Below are 18,332 nucleotides of genomic sequence, written 5' to 3'. Positions count from 1 at the left end.
ATGTTTTACCAGTTTTTATACCCGTTACACGAACACTATACCGTTTTCAATATTTTCCGGTATATCACCTTCCGCACCATATACGGGGGACTAACCGCCTTTATCATCTGCTTTATCCTTGGCCCCTTTGTGATCCGGCGGCTGCAGCTTATGCACTTTGGCCAGATCATCCAGACTGACGGCCCCCAGTCCCACTTAAAAAAACAGGGCACCCCCACCATGGGCGGCATCATGATCCTGTTTTCCATTTTTGTTTCCACCTTTTTATGGGGAAACTTCACCAACCACTATGTGGGGATATTGCTGCTCACCACCCTGCTTTTCGGTGCCATCGGGTTTATTGACGACTATCTGTCGCTGACAAAAAAAACAAATATGGGATTCACGGCAAAAGCAAAGTTCCTTCTCCAGATCCTGTCAGGCCTGCTCATCGGTTTTCTGATCTACAGCAGCCCGGACTTTAACGCCGTGCTCACGGTACCGTTTTTCAAAAACGTGGCCATTGATTTAGGAGTTCTTTACATCCCCTTTGCCTGTCTGGTCATTGTGGGCACATCCAACGCCGTGAACCTCACCGACGGCCTGGACGGCCTGGCCATCGGCCCTTTTATTGTCGCATCCTTCACCTATATGCTGTTTGCCTATGTGGCTGGTCATACCCAGTTTGCCGAATACCTGCATGTCCGGCACATTCCCGCAGCCGGTGAAGTATCAGTGATCTGCGGCATCCTGGCAGGCGCAGGCATGGGTTTTTTATGGTTCAACGCCCATCCGGCCCAAATTTTCATGGGCGATACCGGCTCCATCCCCCTTGGGGCAATCCTGGGCACCATTGCCGTGGTCACCAAACAGGAGATCATGCTGGTGCTGGTGGGCGGACTTTTTGTCATGGAAGCAGGTTCCGTAATTCTTCAAGTCGCCTATTTTAAAATCACCCACGGCAAGAGAATCTTCAGAATGGCACCGTTACACCACCATTTTGAATTAAAAGGCTGGCATGAATCTAAGGTTATTGTCCGGTTCTGGATTATTTCCATTACCCTGGCAGCCCTGTCCTTAAGTACCTTGAAGATAAGATAAGATGCTCAATTTTCCTGAAACATATGAATTGGTTGTGGGTTTAGGGGCCTGTGGGCTTTCCATGGCCCGGTTTTTGAAATCCCGGGGGCGCTGCGTGGCTGCCACGGACAGTGACGGGACAAAGACCGGTGAGGCTGCAGCGTTAGAAAAGCTGGGCATCCCGGTGAAGATCGGCAGCCATGACCAAAAGATGTTTGACAAGGCGTCTGTCATCATCCCCAGCCCCGGTATTCCCTTAAGCATGCCGTTCCTCCGATCAGCCCGGAACAAAGGCGTGCCCGTCAAGGGTGAACTGGATATTTTTGCCCAATACAACACCACACCTGTGATCGCAATAACAGCCACCAACGGTAAAACCACCACCACGGAATTGACGGCAGCCATGCTCGAGGCCTCGGGCATATCCTGTTTTATGGGCGGAAACATCGGCACCCCGCTAATGGAATATCTCATGCAGGAGCGCTCCAGGGACGTTGTGGTGGCCGAAGTGTCATCCTTCCAGCTCGATCTTGCCCATTCCTTCAAGCCTCACACAGCCGCGCTTCTCAATATTGCAGAAGATCATTTGGACCGGTATCCGGACTTTAACGCCTATATCGATTCGAAATGGTCTATCTTTAAAAATATGACTGCCGGAGATACGGCAATCATTAACAGTCGCATCAACGATTTTTCAACCCGGAGTAAAGCCATTGGTGCTGAGATCCTTGAATTCTCATCCACAAAGACCGTGGCCCGTGGGGCAAGCGTCCACCAAATGGGAATCGATATCCAAACCCAAGAAATCAGTGACACCCTTTCTGAAGAGAAACTGACCAGGCTTCCCGGCATCCACAACAGGGAAAATGTTGCGGCAGCCGCCCTTGCGGCACTAAGCTGCGGTGCGACCATGGCAGGAATCAGACAGGCCTTAAACGAATTTACCCTGTCAGACCATCGCATTGCCTTTGTCCGGGAGGTTGACGGCATCCGTTTTTACAACGATTCCAAAGCCACCAACGTGGACGCCGTGCTCCGCGCCCTGGAATCCTTTGAATCCGAGGTCATTCTTATCCTCGGGGGCAGAGAAAAGGGTCTGGATTTTACCCCCCTGGTGCCCGGGATTAAATCCCGGGCCAAAGCGGTGATCGGCATGGGCGAAGCAGCCGGTCATATCATGGAGACCTTTGAAGGCATCTGCCCCGCATACCTATGCAGGGACATGGCCTGCGCCGTTAGCAAAGCCGTGTCCGTGGCAGACAAAGGGGATGTGGTGCTTCTGTCTCCGGCCTGCGCAAGTTTTGATCTTTATGCCAATTACAAGGAACGGGGAAAGGATTTTTCCCGCATCGTCAACGCAATCGTTCCGGGCCAGGAGGTCTGCCATGGCTGACACCCTGGGCTCCCGGGAATACATCCCGGGTCGTCTCCATCCCTTTTTCAGGGAAAAAACCATTCTTTTCCCGGTACTCATTCTCACCGGCATCGGCCTGGTCATGGTCTACTCGGCCTCCTGCGCCATCTCCATGGATGAACATAATACCCTGTTTTATTACCTGAAACGCCAGTCCATATTCCTGTTTGTCAGCTTTTGCATCATGTATATCACCGCCTCTTTGCCGTACAAGTTATACAAAAGCATGGCGTATATCATTCTGGTTGCCGCCATCGGCCTTCTGGTTGCCGTGCTTATCCCGGCTTTGGGCATCAAGGTCAACAATGCCCGGCGCTGGCTTGATTTCGGGCTGTTCGCATTCCAGCCCGCAGAATTTGCCAAACTTGCCATGATCCTTTTCATGGCCTACTCCCTGTCCAAAAAACAGGAAATAGGAAAACTAAAGGAATTTTCCATTGGTATTGTACCCCATGCCATAGTGTTCGGTCTTATGGCCGTACTCATTCTATGTCAGCCCGATTTCGGCACCATTGTGGTACTGGGAATGATCTGCTGGGGAATGATGTTCGCCGCAGGCGTGCCCTTGCTCTACCTGCTCAGCCCGTTGCCCGTGATCATTCCTGTGGTGGCATACTTTCTGGTCTTTAAAATCCCTTACCGGCTGGAGCGGATCATGGGATTTTTGAACCCCTGGGAAGATCCCCTGGGCATCGGGTTCCAGCTCACCAATTCCCTTAAAGCCTTTGGATCGGGCGGTCTGTTCGGTAAAGGCGTCGGGCTTTCCATGCAAAAAATGCACTTTCTGCCTGAGCCCCATACCGATTTTATTTTCTCCATCATTGGTGAGGAACTCGGCCTCATCGGCGTGACGATAATTTTGGTGCTTTACGGGCTCATTCTCCACACCGGGACCCGCATTGCCCGGCAGTCAGATACCTTTTTCGGGGCCGTTACCGCCACAGGCATCACCTTGTACCTGGGACTTCAGGTCATCATCAACACAGGCGTGACCTTAGGCGTACTGCCCACCAAGGGCCTGACCCTGCCCTTTATTTCCTACGGCGGGACATCATTAATCATCAATATGGCAGCCATGGGTATTTTAATGAACATAGGAGCGGCGGCAAACCATGTCAAAAAATAAACGCGTCATCATTGCCGGCGGAAAAACAGGGGGCCACCTGTTCCCGGGCATTGCCGTGGCCCAGGCCCTGGTGGAAAAGGAACCGTCCACAAAAATACTGTTTGTGGGCACAAACACCCCCTTTGAAACAGACACCCTTGCCAGATACGGATTTACCCATAAATCGATTATCTCACGACCCATAAAAGGGAAAAATATTTTTGCAAAAACATGGTCCGCAGGTCTTGTGGGTCTCAGTCTGTTCCAGGCCCTGATAATCATTATTGGGTTCAGGGCCAATTTCATCCTGGGCGTGGGCGGATTTTCATCCTTTGCCCTGGTTCTGGCCGGGCGTATCCTTTTCAGGGACACGGCCATCCACGAGCAGAACGCCTTTCCCGGCATGACCAACCGCATGCTGTCCCAAATTGCCCGGACCCGGTTTATCTCCTTTAAAGAGACAAAGGGCATGCCGGAAAACGACACCACCTTCCTGGTAGGCAACCCGGTACGCCGCCCTTTAAACACGCATCAGGAAAACATCAAGCCGGATGACAGTGTTCTTGACCGGATAAACACGGATGATTTCCTCATCCTTGTCACCGGCGGCAGCCAGGGCGCAGCATCCATTAACAAGGCATTCACAGATGCCGTGGCAATGATGGAAGATACAAGTTCACTTTTCATCATCCACCAGACCGGGAAAAATGCCGAAACAGAAATCCAAAAATTCTATGATGCGGGGAATATCCGACATAAGGCCGCAGCCTTTTTTTACGAGATGCCGGCCATCCAGGACCGGGCAGACCTGGTCATCAGCCGGGCAGGCGCCGGCACGGTGTCAGAGCTGTGCATCAAGGGCAAACCCGCCATCCTGGTCCCCTACCCCTATGCGGCAGACGACCACCAGACCGCCAACGCAAAATTCCTGGCCGACCAGGGCGCCTGCATCATGATTGCGGACAAAGATTTGACAGGGCAAACCATATTGGCAGCCATACAGGACCTGCAACACAATACCCCAAAAAGATCCCAAATGGCTGACACCATGAAGGCCCTTGCCATGCCCCATGGCGCAGACCTTATTGCCGATCGTATTCTGGGGGCGAATGTTTCAAAAAAGGAAGACAATGTACCAGCATAATTATCACATACACTTTGTAGGCATCGGCGGCATCGGCATGAGCGGCATTGCTGAGTTGCTGTTAAACCTTGGCTACACCATATCCGGGTCTGACCTCAAACTGTCCCACATCACCGACCGTCTCAAGGAAAAAGGCGCGGTAATTTACAAGGGGCATGCCAAGGACCATATCAAGGATGTCAATGTGGTGGTCACCTCTTCGGCCATTTCCGCCCAGAACCCGGAAGTGATCCGGGCAAAAGAGCTGGGCTGCCCCATCATCCCCCGGGCTGAAATGCTGGCCGAACTTATGCGCATCAAATACGCCATTGCCGTGGCAGGGGCCCATGGCAAAACCTCCACCACCGCCATGATCTCCCAGATCCTCAACACCGCAGGACTTGATCCCACGGTCATTATCGGCGGTTTGCTCCAGGGGCTGGATACCAATGCCCTGCATGGGTCCGGTGAATTTATTGTGGCCGAGGCGGATGAAAGCGACGGCTCATTTCTTAAATATGCCCCGTCCATTGCGGCTGTGACCAACATCGACCTGGAGCACCTGGATTTTTACAAAGATATTGACGACATAAAAGATAAATTTGTCCAGTTCATCAACTCCGTGCCCTTTTACGGTCTGGCCGTCCTTTGCCTGGACAACCCCCATATCCAGGATATTCTGCCCAGGATTACGGTACGGCACACCACCTACGGCATGACAGCCCAGTCGGAACTGCAGGCACGGCACATCCGATTTGAAAACGGGAAAGCCCTGTTCAACGTATTCAAGGGAGAAAAGGATCTGGGCCATATTCTTTTAAACATCGGGGGCCGGCACAATATCCTCAATGCCATGGCCGGCATTGCCACAGGCCTGGAGCTGAACATCCCCTTTGAGACCATTAAAAAAGCGTTGGAAGAGATCAAGGGCGTCAAACGCCGCCTGGAAATCAAGGGAGAAGCTAAGGGTATTACAGTGATGGATGATTACGGCCATCACCCCACCGAGATCAAGGCGACGTTGACGGCGGTCAGGGACAGCTTTCCGGACAAACGGATTATTGTGGTATTCCAGCCCCACAGATACACAAGGACACAGGCATTGTTCCAGGAATTCACCCGGGCCTTTTACCAGTCCGACGTGCTCATGGTGCTGCCCATCTATGCGGCTTCGGAAGCCCCCATTGACGAGGTGGATTCGGAAAAACTTGTAGCAGGTATAAAGGCCCATGGGCATAAAGATGCCTGCTTTGCCCCGGATTTCACCCAGGCATTGTCCATGATCACCCATAAGGCAAAGCCGGGGGATATGGTACTCACCCTTGGGGCCGGCGATGTATACACCCTTGGGGAAAAACTGGTGGAGATTTTATAAACCATGGTTCTAAGCGACAACATAAAAAATATGTTCGCTTCCTTTGCGCCGGAAACGCAAATGGCCATGGACCGGTACACCAGTTTCAGGGTGGGCGGGCCGGCTGATCTTCTGGTACTGCCGAGTACCGTAGACCAGGTAATCGCGCTTATCAAAACCGCACAAAAAGCCGCACTGCCGGTTACGATTATCGGCGGCGGCACCAATGTTCTCATCTCAGACAAAGGAATCCGGGGGCTTGTGGTGGTCCTGACCCGGCTGAAACAAAAAATTGAGCAGACAACACCGTCTACATCCACCGATGGCCACGCATCGAATTCGGTCCACCTGACGGCACTTGCCGGAGAGCGTCTTGGCAGTCTTTGCAGATATGCGGCCGACGCAGGCCTGGCCGGTCTGGCATGGGCGGCCGGAATTCCGGGCACCGTTGGCGGTGCCGTAATGATGAATGCAGGGGCCTTTGGCAGCGATATGAGCCGGGTTGTCACAGAGATTGAGGTATTGGACCTTGCCAACCTGGAAACCCGGGTCCTGGCGGCAGACAGCTTGCAATTTTCCTATCGGAAACTTGTCCTTGAAAACAGCATCGTGCTCAAGGTCCGGCTTGAGCTGACCAGGACTGACACCCAAACCGTAAAAGAAGAATTTTACCGCAACCTTAAAACAAAACAATCCACCCAGCCGGTGTCCCAGGCATCTGCCGGGTGTTTTTTCCAAAACCCCCCGGGCGATAAACCTGCCGGCTTTCTTATTGAGCAGGCCGGAATGAAAAGCGCCCGGTGCAACGGGGCCATGGTATCTGATCTGCACGCCAATTTCATTGTCAACCACGGCAACGCCTGCGCAAGTGACATCCTGAACCTGGCCTGCCAGGTAAAGAAAAGCGTATACGAAAAATTCGGGATTAACCTTAAAGAAGAGGTGAAAACCATTGGCGACTAAGAAAATTACCCAAAACAGGTACAAGGCGCAGGGCAAAAAGTCCTGGAAACTTAAAACTTCTTTTGCCGGCAAGGCTCTTTGGGGGAAAATCTTTCTTGTTCTTTTTGTGGGTGCAATGAGTTTGGGTTGCATCTACATGCATGATGCGGTGCTCCAAAGTCCTCTATTTGATGTGAAAACCATTATGATTGACGGCCTTGACCGGGTCACCAGGGACGAAGTCCTGGCCCGGACAGGGCTTGACAAACCAGGCAATATTTTTGAACTGCAGCCGGCTATGCTCGAAAAAAAGCTGAACACCCATCCATGGATTCGCATGGCCACGGTAAAACGTCAGCTTTTATCAACCATTTCCATTAAAATTGAAGAACAGGAACCCCTGGCCATCGTGACTATTGAAAACCTGGCGGACATCGTCATCAACGCCCAGGGAGCGCCCTTTAAAGAGTATGAACCGGCCAAGGATGATCTAAAGGAGTTGCCGGTGATATCCGGGGTGGATTTAAGCCTGTCCAACAGCACCTATCTGTTTGAAGGGGATCTGTTCAATGCTGTGATGGAGATATTAAGGATCAAAGGGTTCGGACAAATTCAGACCATTTTGGGAGACGAAAATACAGGCATACTCATAAATATATTAAACACATATCCTAATACGGGTTTCACAAAAAATTCCGACCAAACAGAATCTGAAAACAAAACGGTTATTCCGATTAAACTCGGGTTTGACGGATTTGAAAAAAAACTTGCAAGGGCCAGGCAGATTCAGCGTTATATGGAGACCAATTATCCGGACAAAACCATATCCGCCATCGATCTTTTCAGCCTGGAAAAGGTGTTTGTGACAACTGAAGATGCTGCCCAACATACAATAGAAAAGGGGGTTTAACTTGCAGGGGAACGAGAAATTACTGGTGGGGCTCGACATCGGTACCACCAAAATCTGCGCAGTCGTAGGTGAGATGCTTGATGATGAGATCAACATCATCGGTGTGGGCTCCCACCCCTCCACAGGGCTTCGCAAGGGATCCGTGGTCAACATAGAGTCCACGGTGGATTCCATTAAAAAAGCTGTGGAGGAAGCCGAACTTATGGCGGACTGCAATATATCTTCGGTGTACGTGGGCATTGCAGGCAACCACATCAAAGGCTTCAACAGCCATGGCATCATTGCCATCAAAGGCCGGGAAATCACCGAAATGGATGTGGAACGGGTCATTGATGCGGCCAAGGCGGTTGCCATCCCCCCGGACAGGGAAATTTTGCATGTCATCTCCCAGGAATTTATCGTGGATGAAATGACATCCATCCAGAACCCCGTGGGCATGACGGCCGTACGCCTGGAAGCCAAAATACATATCATAACGGGCGCGGTATCTGCTGCGCGCAACATTATTAAGTGCTGCCACAAGGCAGGGCTTGAGGTGTGCGACATTGCCCTTGAATCCCTGGCCTCTGGCTATGCCGTTCTCACCGATGAAGAAAAGGAACTTGGCTGCATCCTGGCCGATATGGGCGGCGGGACCACGGACCTTGCTCTGTTCAAAGATAAGAATCTAAAATTCATTTACGAACTTACCGTGGGCGGCAACAACCTGACCAACGATATTTCCGTAGGGCTTCGTACCCCCTTGCCCGAAGCGGAAAAAATCAAAAAAAACCACGGCACCTGCATACCCCAACATGTCAAGGCCCACGATGTCATTGAGGTGCCGGCGGTAGGCGGCAGAGCGCCCAAGCGGCTGCCCAAGGGTATTCTTGCTGAAATTTTGGAGCCCCGGGTGGAGGAGATCTTCTCCCTGCTGAAACAGGAACTGTTTTCCAACGGACTTGAGAACAGCTTTCCTGCCGGATTTATACTCACCGGGGGCAGTGTTGTCATGGACGGCATTGCAGAAATGGCGGAATCAGTATTCAGCGTACCCGTCCGGATTGGTGAAGCCAACCGTATCGGCGGACTCAAAGATATTGTCAAAAACCCCGCATACGCCACAGGCGTTGGACTTGTCATTTTCGGATCAAGAACAAGCTGTCGAATCCAGGAGGTCAGGTCCGATGCAAACGGGCTGCAGATGATTTTAAATAAAATGAAACAATGGTTTAAAAATATCATTTAAATCCTTACAGGAGGTGGATATGACTTTTTCTTATGTGGAAAACAACAACAACACGGCTAAAATTAAGGTCATCGGTGTCGGCGGGGCCGGCGGCAACGCAGTCAACAACATGATTGACGCCAAGCTTCAGGGTGTTAAATTTATTGTGGCCAACACTGATGCCCAGGCCCTGGAGCACTCCAGGGCAGAATCTAAAATCCAAATGGGCGCCCAGCTGACCGAAGGCCTTGGGGCCGGTGCAGACCCAAGTGTGGGCAGGGATGCCGCCCTGGAAAGCATGGATGAACTGCGTGAATCCCTTGCAGACAGCCACATGGTCTTCATTACCGCCGGGTTCGGCGGCGGTACCGGCACAGGGGCCGCACCTGTGATTGCTGAAATATGCAAGGACCTTGGCATTCTCACCGTAGCGGTTGCCTCAAAACCCTTTTCCTTTGAGGGCAAAAAACGTGAACGGGCAGCCCTGGAGGGCCTGGAAAAACTGCAGGAAATTACCGACACCGTCATCACCATCCCCAATGACCGGCTGCGGGGCATTGCCGGCAAAGGGGCACGCATGAAGGACATGTTCATTAAAGCCGATGAAATTTTGCACCACTCCGTTAAAGGCATCACTGACCTGATTATGATGCCCGGGCACGTCAACCTGGACTTTGCCGACGTAAAGACCACCATGCAAAAAGCCGGCAAGGCATTAATGGGCATTGGTATTGCCTCCGGGGAAAACCGGGCCACGGAAGCCGCGGAGCGGGCCATTTCCCATCCGCTGCTGGAAGATATCTCCGTATCCGGTGCCAAGGGCGTACTGATGAATATCACCTCAAGTTCTGATCTGACCCTTGACGAAATGACCGAAGCCTGCGACCGCATCTATCAGGAAGTGGGAGACGATGCTGAAATCATCTGGGGCCAGACCTTTGATGAAGAGCTCGGGGATGAAATCCGCATCACCGTCATTGCCACAGGTATCGGCATGGAAGAACCCGCGTTTGCTGAAAATATGCGCAGATTTGATCCCCAACCGGCCCAGGCCTATGGACAGCAGCCCCAGCAGACGACTGCGGCCAACGGCACCTACGGGGCATACGGGACCCAGACCTATGGCCAAAACACATCAGACATGGGCCGGTCCACCCCTGCCGGACGCCAGGAGCCCATTGCCCGGGGCGTTATAAGGGATGCCACAGAAGAGGATATGGCCAACTGGAACGAACCGGTGCGTGTTATTCGCCACAAACGCGTGGTGGGAGACGACAAGCAGCCCCAGGATTATGGCATGGACTATGATAATGACGATCTGGAGATTCCCACTTTTTTAAGACGTAAAGCCGATTAGTTAATGAAGAGCGGCACAGAAAACCATTTTTATTTGAGACGCTTTTTTAAATCGTGCCCATATGTTGCGGGCAGCAGGCCTTCCCCTGCGGTCATCTGACCGACACCACATCCACCCCCTGGTAACACTGCAGGGGGACGCCTGCCCCTCAACCCGATTCCGTAATATTCAAGTCGAAGTAAGCTGTTAAGTTATCGGCCTTCGCGCAGGTAATGAGCTGATAGCTAAGCGCTATCATATCATTGACCACAAAAATTTAATGCCGATAAGGATTAAAACTGCCCCCAGAAATTTTTTAACGCTCTGGGGTTTCATTTTTTTCTGCATCACCCGGGTTCCCAGATATCCGCCTGCCCAGGCAGCAATTCCTGAAAAAACAAGAATCCTCACAGACACAGACCCCATGGCCACATAGGCGACAAAGGCTGAAAAAGAAGAAAAGGGCACGGAAAAGGCGGTGACCATTGCAACTTTTTTAGGATTAAATCCCTGGGCAATCATCAAAGGAGCGATAATTCCGCCGCCGCCAACGCCAAGGAGCCCGGAAACCATTCCGGCCAGGATGCCGACGCCCACAGGGCCTGCCAAAGGCCGATCTTCCCTGTACTGGTCCGCATACTTAGCGCTTTTGAAAAACATCATCATGGAACCCGAGAAGAATAGAAAACCGACAAAGGCCCAAAGCAGGATGCGGGTGGGTAAAAAATGACCGGCCCAGGCCCCCACCGGCGCCATGATAAAGGACGCCACAATGATGGGAAGCCCAAGTTTAACATCCAATTTTTTTTGTCTGAAATTGGACCATGTGGCCCCAAGCATGCTCAGGCAATTGACAAAAAGTCCGGTGGGCCGGGCCAGGTGAAAAGGAACGCCGATCCAGGACAGCGCCGGTATAAGAACCACTGCGGAGCCCACGCCTCCCAGGGCGAAAATAAAACTCAAACAGAATGAAAGTACAACAATAATAGTAATATTAAATTCCATCTCGACTTGTCCCTTGTGGGATGGGGCTACATTTTCGCTAAAGGCCCGGGTTTAAATACCAGGGCCATGTCCTCGGTGGACGCGGTCAGACATTTGACATCTTCGTATCCGTTGGCAACCAGATAAAGATAGGCCACAGCCCCCCTGAATATTGAAGAACAAAAGGGAACGATAAATTTATCCTTTGGCACTTGTGCCAGCCTTTCGGGCAACTCATTTAATGGGACATGCATTGCAAAGGGGAATGAAAGATATTTTACTTCCTCATTGGTGCGGACATCAAGAAATACAAAATTATCGTCTGAAAGAGACTTCTTCATGCCGTCAATGCTCATGCTGTGTCTGCCGGAACCTAAAAACTGAAAATCCATTTCCTGTAGTATCTGATTTAAATCCTTCACGTTCAAACCTCCTGTATCTGTATTTCCCCCGTGCTACCCGGCAAGCCAGGTTTTAATATCGGCTTTTTTGGGTACCTTGCCCACACATTTGACTTCACCGTCCACAATAATCGAAGGGGTTCCGAACACGCCGTATGAAGCGATCTGCAGCATGTCGGTCACCTTCTCCACAGTTGCATCCGCACCTGTCTCCTTGATCACTTCCAGGACCAGTTTTTCAGCTTTACTGCATTTGGCACATCCAGGTCCCAATACTTTAATTTCCATATTGATCTCCTCTTTTAATCAAAAAATATCTTTATAAAATCAAATTAAACAGATATCCAACAAACAAAATGCCGCAGGCCACAACAGCTATAAATACTGCGATGAGCCTGGGTTTTAATACTTTTCTTAAAATCACCATCTCTGGTAATGACAAGGCAATGACACTCATCATAAATGCCAGGACGGATCCCAACGCAGCTCCCTTGCCAAGCAAGGCTTCAACAACAGGAATCACACCGGCAGCATTTGAATACATGGGCACCCCGATCAGCACGGATACAGGTACCGCCCACCAGGAGCCTTTACCCATAACCGAGGCCATCACACCTTCGGGAACAAACCCATGGATTCCGGCACCCACGGCAATGCCTAAAATGACATATATCCAGACACGGCCGATAATCTCTTTTACCGCATCCCAACCGTAAACAAAGCGATCCTGCCATGTCATCTTTTCCTCTTCGAGCTCAACGGCGGCCATATTCGCCTGGGTCACCCAGTTCTCAATGTAGTTTTCAAGTTTAAGCCGCCCAATAACCCAACCGGCGGCAATGGCGATGAAAAGCCCTGTGCCCATATAGATGGCCGCCACTTTCCAGCCAAGCAGCCCGTATAAAAGACCCAGGGCAATTTCATTGACCATGGGGGCCGAAATCAGAAACGAAAACGTAACACCCAAAGGGACGCCTGCGGTCACAAAACCGATGAATAAAGGCACTGCAGAGCAGGAGCAAAAAGGCGTTACTATCCCAAGAAGTGCGGCAAACACATTGCCCGCGAATTCGCTTTTCCCGGACAGAAACGCCCGGGTTTTCTCCGGGGTAAAAAAACTTCGAATAATACCTACGCCAAACACCACCAGAAAAAGAAGCATCATGACCTTAGGCGTGTCATAAAGGAAAAATTCGACGGAACTGCCCAGATGAGATCCGTTACGAATGGGCAACAGGTCATAGGTCAGCCATTTTGACAATCCGGGCAACTGACGGTAGATCCCCCACCACAAAACAACCCCTGCGGCTCCCATGGACAGGTTCAGTAGAAGCTGCAGGTTCCCTTTTTTCCTGGCCGGGCCGGTATCTGCCATATTTGAATTCATACCTTCTCCTAAATAATATATGGGCATTTAACGATACGTGCAAATAAAGGTCTTCGCTGAAACATTTTCATCATCTTCACTCTATTTGAACCTAACAACGCTTTCATGACCCTGATAAATGCTTTCATATCGTCAAATTTCCAGCTAATTATAAATCGTTAAATCGGAATATATAAAGATAGTCGGTGTTTGTCAACCCAAAATTCCAAATAAAATTAAAACTTGCATTTAATTAAAGTTTCATATATTTATAAATGTTCTATTTTGAACTAATATTGACATACAAGGCTGGCTGTGCCGGCCTTTTTTACTTTCAAGGAAAACCATGTCCCATAAAAATTTAACACTGGCCGGGTTCGACGAAATGAACTTGAGCCCGGATGTTTTTGCGGCCTTACAGACTGTTGGTTATGAAACCCCGACACCGATCCAGGCCAAGACCATTCCCCATATGCTCGAATGCAAAGACCTGTTAGGTCAGGCCAGGACCGGAACCGGGAAAACAGCAGCCTTTGCACTGCCGCTGCTCTCCCGGATCAATCTTAAAAACAGGCGGCCCCAGGTGCTTGTGGTCACTCCGACCCGGGAGCTTGCCATCCAGGTGGCGCAGTCTTTCAATGATTATGGTGCAAACATGAAGGGCCTGAATGTTCTGGCTGTATACGGCGGCCAAAGCTATGGTGTCCAATTAAGCCAGTTAAAAAAAGGCGTCCAAGTAATTGTGGGGACACCGGGCCGCCTCATGGACCATATGCGGCGCAAAACCCTCTGCCTTCCCGATCTGACAGGTCTGGTACTGGATGAAGCAGACGAAATGCTGCAGATGGGATTTATCGATGATGTTGAATGGATTTTATCCCAAATTCCCCAATCCACCCAGATTGCACTGTTTTCGGCCACCATGCCGGCCCCTATTCAAAAAATTGCAGGGAAATATCTTAAAAATCCCGAAAAGATTATTATCCGCCATGATGCAGATGTCACCAGCACCATTCATCAAAAATTCTGGCTGGTAAAACATGTAAAAAAAAGTCATGCCTTGGTTCGGATACTTGAAGCCTCGTCCCACGATGGCGTCATCGTATTTACCAGAACCCGGAATGACACAATGGGACTGACAAAAATCCTGGAAGAAAAAGGATTCAAAGCAGAGGCCCTGAACGGAGACCTTGCCCAGGCGGCCCGGGAACGCACGGTAAACCGACTGAAAAACGGGAATATTGACATCCTTGTGGCCACGGATGTGGCGGCAAGGGGGCTTGATGTAGACCGGATTTCCCACGTTATTAACTACGATATGCCGTCTAAAACCGAGCCTTATATCCACAGGATCGGAAGAACCGGCCGGGCCGGACGAACCGGTGAAGCCATTTTATTTGTTCAGCCAAAAGAAAAGTGGATGTTAAAGCGAATCGAACAAGCCACCCGCAGGAAGGTTGAAGAAATAGCCCTGCCATCCAACAGGGAAATCAATGAAAAACGGGTGAATGATTTTAAACATAAAATTGCCCAAACCATCAATGCCGAAGATCTAAGCTCGTTTACGGAGCTGGTGGAAGCCACCGCAAAGGAACAGGACATTTCCGTTGCCCAAGTGGCCGCAGCCTTGGCAAAGAGGCTCCAGGGCGACACGCCGTTTCTGCTTAAAGAGACGGGGGCCAAACCTGCTGCTGTCAAAAAGACCGTTCAAAAACCCGGAAAAAAAGTCAAAGCACCCGTTGCATCCAAACAGAAGCAGACTCCTGTCCGAATCAAACCCAATAAAATTGCGCCTATTGAAAAAGGGATGGAACGATATCGCATTGAAGTGGGGTACAAGCATGGGCTGAAACCCGGTGATGTCGTCGGTGCCATTTCAAATGAATCCGGCCTGGAAAGCAGTTTTATCGGTGCCATCAATATTGACTATGATTATTCTCTGGTGGACCTGCCGTTCGGTATGCCCAAAAACATCTTTAATCTGCTGGAAAGGACCTGGGTAAGGTCCCAAAAGATGTCAATATCAAGATATGCTTGCTAAAAAATAGGGTTCTACTTAATATATCTATGGTTTTTCTTGTTTTTATATGAAAGTTTCCAGCAAGTAATTGGATTCTTTCTATCTTTGTTGTGGGCCGAAGCCTGGGTGTAGATAGACCAAGGACGGCCCACGGCCGTTATTATGCTTATCTTGACTCCACCTCTATTGATGACATTATTTTTTTCCCGATTGACAGCCATTTTTCAGACTGTTCAACAGTCGTGTTGAATGCAACAAGAAGAAGCCGATCATCTACAGACAGACCATACATGATATTATGTATTTTTGTGTTCATAGCCGGAGTAATTAGTTCTAACACCATAATATTTTTACCATTTTTAGTTATAACCTCATCACGGAACCATGATGCTGACGGATACATATTATGAAACGCCTTTGACATATTTTTATGTACTTCAATAACTTGCTCATTGGTCGCCGCACTTTTGAGATGATTGAACGCCAAAGACACACCACCGGTTGAGTCACTTAGAACCTCGGTAGGTCGTCTTGAGCTTGGATATTTTAATTCAAGCATTTCTTTAGACATAGGGCTAAGTTCTTTTGGCGCTTCAAAAGTGACTTTTCCATTTAAAGCTGATGATTTCATCAACTCAATTGCAAAAGCAGATCCTGAAGTATAATAAAATAACAAAGAAACGGACAAAAACAGAATTAAATTTTTCATATTCACCTTTTATTTTATCAATATTATGTAACAATTTGCATTTTAATTTGAGCAAGTTGCCATAATTTGGGGACACCTTACACATTTTTCTTTCGACCTGGCTTCTTTGGCCTGAGTCGTCTATCTAAAATAGACTCCAATTGCTTTACAAAAGTCGTTTTTCCCAACGGTCGACCATTCCGTTCATGCTTCCTGAACAATTCGATTTCAGATTCTTTAATGTCAGAAGATAAAAAATCTCCCCAAGGTGTATTAACAATCTCAAGCAAGGGCCTTGTTTTGACAAGAATGTCATCCTTCCCATCCATATGTGCCCCGGCGCTGCTCCATTTCCAATCCTCAGGACGTTTTGCAAGACCGTCACGGACGGGGTTATACTCAATATACCGCGTGCATGCCGGCAAGTAACTTTCTTCCATGATAAATGATGCGAACCTCCCCTGCCATAAATGACCGCGCCAGCCTTCCCTGAAATTGATCATTCTCGTATATCGCCGGTGTGCCTCTCCGACGGCCAGATTTAATCCATCTTTGGTTTCAGGAACTGCAATAAGGTGAATGTGATTGGGCATCAGGCAATAGGCCCATATATCAACCTTATAGTTCAAACACCATTCCGCCATCAAAGCCAGATAGGCTTTAAAGTCCTGATCGCTGAAAAATGTCTGCTGCCTTCTATTCCCCCTTTGTGTAATGTGATGGGGAAAACCCGGCGCCACTGCCCTTGCCATTCGTGCCATGAAATGGAGCTAAGCATATAGCCTAATCCCTGTCAATAAATAAGTAAGGTACCCCTAAATTTTCCTCAAAGGTCTCAAAATCTGGATAATGCGAAGGCTGCGAAGTCTTGTCTGGAAACAATGGAAAAATCCCAAAACCAGGGTTCGGAATCTTGAGAAACTTGGCATTGCTCACCATGATGCCATGCTCTGCGGCAATGCCCGCAAAAAGTACTGGCACATGAGCAAAATCAAGTGGGTGGCCATTGCCATGCCTGAAAGATATTTTATTGATAAAGGATTATATCTGCCCGGGAACTGATTCCTTAAATCAGCCGAACCGCCCTGGTACGTGATCCGTATGCCGGGTGGTGTGGGAGGGCTCCTCAGTGATGGGGAGTCCTATCCCGATTGTGCGAGTTATATTAAAGCCTCTAAGCCTTTTCTTTCCATGATATCCAACAATTTCCTTGAGGCGCCTGTAGGCTTTTTATTCCCCTGTTCCCACTTCTGTACAGTAGAGGTACTAATATTGAAAACGCTTGCTAACGCAGCCTGGCTTAAATTAAATCTTTTTCGGATTTCGGTTATTTTTTTGGGGGAATAGTCTTTAACTTCCGGAAGACATAATTTTTCAATATTTCTTAGAGTAATGTCATCAACAAGCCCACTTTTATTTAAGTCCCTTACGGTTTCCGTAATTGAATCTGAAATTGATTTTCTCATGTTGCCACCTCTTTTAAATCACCATTTTGGACTGCTATATCAATTTCACTTTCAGAAAACGAAAATAAAATTTTAGCAAGTTCCTTGAAGACAAATAGCTCTTTGGGTGAAAGATTTGATTTTTCATTTTTTGAGAAACCATGGATGAAAATAATTCTGCTCCCTTTTTTATAGCAAACAATCGTTCTTCCACTACCGCTTTTGCCTTGACCCGGGTAACGAATTCTTTTTTTGTAAATGTGCCCACCCAAATTTGCTTCGTAATTGCCGCTACCGACTTCTTCCAATGCTGTTTCCAAATCATTGATCGGTATTTTTTGCTTTGAAGCCCATTTCACAAAGTGCTTTGTCATTAATTTTCGCATAAGAATTCGAATAACAATAATATAGCACCGGGTGACACGATTTGCAATATGCCTTTTTCTGTATCCCGTTGGTTTTTAACGATCGGGTAGGTCAGGAACTTTACAGTTCCTTTCCCCCCTCAGAACCGTACATGACAGTTTCCCGTCATACGGCTCAAGCATTTCTAAANTTAAGCCTTGCGGGGCCACCCGGCTGTTTTCTCTTACCGACGCTGAAATTTACAGTAATTTCATTACATATTTTCTCGACAATTGTGACAGGAAGACCTTTTGGTATTACCCGTCTTGCCCGAAAGTATTGTTGATGTTCCGGGTCAAAAGGATTAGCATCACTTTTGATTTTGATGTGTCTTTGAATATGTATGCTGCAAGCTTTAATGAGTTCGTAGATTCTCGGGTTGCCGTTTTTATCTTTGACCACCGTCGAGAACCGTCCCGGTTTCAGACCCTTTGACCAGTATTGCTTCTTCAGCCATTGGATACCTTTATTCCGGTGACGTCGTTTCACCCATTGCCACGCTTCATTCCATATGTACCCGTCAACATAGCTGAATGTCTTTGCTGAGACAATATGTTTGTGATAATTGGCCCA

The 18,332-nt window shown here is 49.0% G+C and carries 20 protein-coding genes; 11 read left to right on the top strand and 9 right to left on the bottom strand.

Annotation, left to right across the window (positions count from 1 at the left end):
* From mraY to ftsZ, 9 genes are read left to right on the top strand one after another with little or no spacing between them, the layout of a single operon-like run.
* Positions 1–1,080, top strand: coding sequence for a phospho-N-acetylmuramoyl-pentapeptide-transferase (mraY, locus tag B147_RS0118965; protein WP_020588786.1), 1,080 nt, complete (start codon positions 1–3; stop codon positions 1,078–1,080).
* A 1-nt stretch (position 1,081) separates the two neighbouring features.
* Positions 1,082–2,452, top strand: a complete 1,371-nt coding sequence (gene murD / locus B147_RS0118960; RefSeq protein WP_020588785.1) for a UDP-N-acetylmuramoyl-L-alanine--D-glutamate ligase — start codon at positions 1,082–1,084, stop codon at positions 2,450–2,452.
* Positions 2,445–3,599 (top strand): putative lipid II flippase FtsW, encoded by a 1,155-nt coding sequence (gene ftsW / locus B147_RS0118955; protein ID WP_020588784.1) that lies wholly within the window; start codon positions 2,445–2,447, stop codon positions 3,597–3,599. The genes murD and ftsW overlap by 8 nt, the downstream gene beginning before the upstream one ends.
* Positions 3,586–4,722 (top strand): undecaprenyldiphospho-muramoylpentapeptide beta-N-acetylglucosaminyltransferase, encoded by a 1,137-nt coding sequence (murG, locus tag B147_RS0118950; protein WP_020588783.1) that lies wholly within the window; start codon positions 3,586–3,588, stop codon positions 4,720–4,722. Before ftsW ends, murG begins: the two co-directional genes overlap by 14 nt.
* Positions 4,709–6,076 (top strand): UDP-N-acetylmuramate--L-alanine ligase, encoded by a 1,368-nt coding sequence (murC, locus tag B147_RS0118945; protein ID WP_020588782.1) that lies wholly within the window; start codon positions 4,709–4,711, stop codon positions 6,074–6,076. The genes murG and murC overlap by 14 nt, the downstream gene beginning before the upstream one ends.
* Before the next feature lie 3 nt (positions 6,077–6,079).
* A complete protein-coding gene (gene murB, locus B147_RS0118940) occupies positions 6,080–7,018 on the top strand; it encodes a UDP-N-acetylmuramate dehydrogenase (protein WP_020588781.1) in 939 nt (312 codons plus the stop codon).
* Positions 7,008–7,907, top strand: a complete 900-nt coding sequence (locus tag B147_RS0118935; protein WP_020588780.1) for a cell division protein FtsQ/DivIB — start codon at positions 7,008–7,010, stop codon at positions 7,905–7,907. The genes murB and B147_RS0118935 overlap by 11 nt, the downstream gene beginning before the upstream one ends.
* 1 nt (position 7,908) lies before the next feature.
* Positions 7,909–9,135 carry a cell division protein FtsA gene (gene ftsA, locus B147_RS0118930; protein ID WP_020588779.1) on the top strand — a complete coding sequence of 409 codons (1,227 nt, stop codon included), beginning with the start codon at positions 7,909–7,911 and terminating at the stop codon, positions 9,133–9,135.
* Between the two features lie 19 nt (positions 9,136–9,154).
* Positions 9,155–10,471 (top strand): cell division protein FtsZ, encoded by a 1,317-nt coding sequence (gene ftsZ / locus B147_RS0118925; RefSeq protein WP_020588778.1) that lies wholly within the window; start codon positions 9,155–9,157, stop codon positions 10,469–10,471.
* 234 nt (positions 10,472–10,705) lie between these two features.
* Here ftsZ and B147_RS0118920 read toward each other — a convergent pair whose 3' ends face one another.
* Genes B147_RS0118920 through B147_RS0118905 form a run of 4 tightly spaced genes read right to left on the bottom strand, consistent with a single transcriptional unit; the run spans position 10,706 to position 13,222 of the window.
* A complete protein-coding gene (locus tag B147_RS0118920; protein WP_020588777.1) occupies positions 10,706–11,455 on the bottom strand; it encodes a sulfite exporter TauE/SafE family protein in 750 nt (249 codons plus the stop codon).
* A gap of 26 nt (positions 11,456–11,481) precedes the next feature.
* Positions 11,482–11,856, bottom strand: a complete 375-nt coding sequence (locus B147_RS0118915; RefSeq protein WP_020588776.1) for a rhodanese-like domain-containing protein — start codon at positions 11,854–11,856, stop codon at positions 11,482–11,484.
* A gap of 33 nt (positions 11,857–11,889) precedes the next feature.
* On the bottom strand, positions 11,890–12,123 hold the full coding sequence (locus B147_RS0118910) for a thioredoxin family protein (protein WP_020588775.1): 234 nt from the start codon (positions 12,121–12,123) through the stop codon (positions 11,890–11,892).
* Positions 12,124–12,154: 31 nt separating this feature from the next.
* Positions 12,155–13,222, bottom strand: a complete 1,068-nt coding sequence (locus B147_RS0118905; RefSeq protein ID WP_020588774.1) for a permease — start codon at positions 13,220–13,222, stop codon at positions 12,155–12,157.
* A gap of 325 nt (positions 13,223–13,547) precedes the next feature.
* Here B147_RS0118905 and B147_RS0118900 point away from each other — a divergent pair, with 325 nt between their 5' ends.
* On the top strand, positions 13,548–15,242 hold the full coding sequence (locus B147_RS0118900; RefSeq protein ID WP_020588773.1) for a DEAD/DEAH box helicase: 1,695 nt from the start codon (positions 13,548–13,550) through the stop codon (positions 15,240–15,242).
* A gap of 145 nt (positions 15,243–15,387) precedes the next feature.
* Here the strand turns inward: B147_RS0118900 and B147_RS0118895 are convergent, their stop codons facing one another.
* Positions 15,388–15,930, bottom strand: coding sequence for a hypothetical protein (locus B147_RS0118895; RefSeq protein WP_020588772.1), 543 nt, complete (start codon positions 15,928–15,930; stop codon positions 15,388–15,390).
* A 77-nt stretch (positions 15,931–16,007) separates the two neighbouring features.
* The gene (locus B147_RS0118890; RefSeq protein ID WP_020588771.1) at positions 16,008–16,670 is read right to left on the bottom strand and encodes a transposase; all 663 of its coding nucleotides are present in this window, start codon (positions 16,668–16,670) and stop codon (positions 16,008–16,010) included.
* Between the two features lie 88 nt (positions 16,671–16,758).
* Between B147_RS0118890 and B147_RS0118885 the strand changes: the two genes are divergently transcribed.
* On the top strand, positions 16,759–16,971 hold the full coding sequence (locus B147_RS0118885; protein ID WP_020588770.1) for a hypothetical protein: 213 nt from the start codon (positions 16,759–16,761) through the stop codon (positions 16,969–16,971).
* A gap of 98 nt (positions 16,972–17,069) precedes the next feature.
* On the opposite strand, the gene B147_RS0118880 is transcribed toward B147_RS0118885, so the two are convergent.
* The 3 genes from B147_RS0118880 to B147_RS28935 form a co-directional block, all read right to left on the bottom strand.
* Entirely contained in the window at positions 17,070–17,375 is a 306-nt protein-coding gene (locus B147_RS0118880) for a helix-turn-helix domain-containing protein (protein ID WP_020588769.1), read from the bottom strand.
* Positions 17,372–17,728 carry a type II toxin-antitoxin system RelE/ParE family toxin gene (locus tag B147_RS0118875; protein WP_020588768.1) on the bottom strand — a complete coding sequence of 119 codons (357 nt, stop codon included), beginning with the start codon at positions 17,726–17,728 and terminating at the stop codon, positions 17,372–17,374. The genes B147_RS0118880 and B147_RS0118875 overlap by 4 nt, the downstream gene beginning before the upstream one ends.
* 166 nt (positions 17,729–17,894) lie before the next feature.
* Positions 17,895–18,332, bottom strand: a 438-nt coding sequence (locus B147_RS28935) for a group II intron maturase-specific domain-containing protein (protein WP_281167902.1), incomplete at its 5' end; no start/stop codon positions are given.

It is taken from the genome of Desulfobacter curvatus DSM 3379, from assembly GCF_000373985.1.
Classification (GTDB): domain Bacteria; phylum Desulfobacterota; class Desulfobacteria; order Desulfobacterales; family Desulfobacteraceae; genus Desulfobacter; species Desulfobacter curvatus.
The sequence above is the reverse complement of the archived record's forward strand: the minus strand, read 5'-3'. Positions and strand labels throughout refer to the sequence as shown.

Excerpts from the sequence above, each read along its gene's own strand:
- ftsW (WP_020588784.1), top strand. The coding sequence starts at position 2,445 with ATGGCTGACACCCTGGGCTCCCGGGAATACATCCCGGGTCGTCTCCAT.
- murC (WP_020588782.1), top strand. The coding sequence starts at position 4,709 with ATGTACCAGCATAATTATCACATACACTTTGTAGGCATCGGCGGCATC.
- B147_RS0118895 (WP_020588772.1), bottom strand. The coding sequence starts at position 15,930 with ATGAAAAATTTAATTCTGTTTTTGTCCGTTTCTTTGTTATTTTATTAT.
- murG (WP_020588783.1), top strand. The coding sequence starts at position 3,586 with ATGTCAAAAAATAAACGCGTCATCATTGCCGGCGGAAAAACAGGGGGC.
- B147_RS0118885 (WP_020588770.1), top strand. The coding sequence starts at position 16,759 with ATGCGAAGGCTGCGAAGTCTTGTCTGGAAACAATGGAAAAATCCCAAA.
- B147_RS0118875 (WP_020588768.1), bottom strand. The coding sequence starts at position 17,728 with ATGACAAAGCACTTTGTGAAATGGGCTTCAAAGCAAAAAATACCGATC.
- ftsZ (WP_020588778.1), top strand. The coding sequence starts at position 9,155 with ATGACTTTTTCTTATGTGGAAAACAACAACAACACGGCTAAAATTAAG.
- B147_RS0118900 (WP_020588773.1), top strand. The coding sequence starts at position 13,548 with ATGTCCCATAAAAATTTAACACTGGCCGGGTTCGACGAAATGAACTTG.
- B147_RS0118920 (WP_020588777.1), bottom strand. The coding sequence starts at position 11,455 with ATGGAATTTAATATTACTATTATTGTTGTACTTTCATTCTGTTTGAGT.
- B147_RS0118890 (WP_020588771.1), bottom strand. The coding sequence starts at position 16,670 with ATGGCACGAATGGCAAGGGCAGTGGCGCCGGGTTTTCCCCATCACATT.
- B147_RS0118880 (WP_020588769.1), bottom strand. The coding sequence starts at position 17,375 with ATGAGAAAATCAATTTCAGATTCAATTACGGAAACCGTAAGGGACTTA.
- B147_RS0118905 (WP_020588774.1), bottom strand. The coding sequence starts at position 13,222 with ATGAATTCAAATATGGCAGATACCGGCCCGGCCAGGAAAAAAGGGAAC.
- B147_RS0118910 (WP_020588775.1), bottom strand. The coding sequence starts at position 12,123 with ATGGAAATTAAAGTATTGGGACCTGGATGTGCCAAATGCAGTAAAGCT.
- mraY (WP_020588786.1), top strand. The coding sequence starts at position 1 with ATGTTTTACCAGTTTTTATACCCGTTACACGAACACTATACCGTTTTC.
- murD (WP_020588785.1), top strand. The coding sequence starts at position 1,082 with ATGCTCAATTTTCCTGAAACATATGAATTGGTTGTGGGTTTAGGGGCC.
- murB (WP_020588781.1), top strand. The coding sequence starts at position 6,080 with ATGGTTCTAAGCGACAACATAAAAAATATGTTCGCTTCCTTTGCGCCG.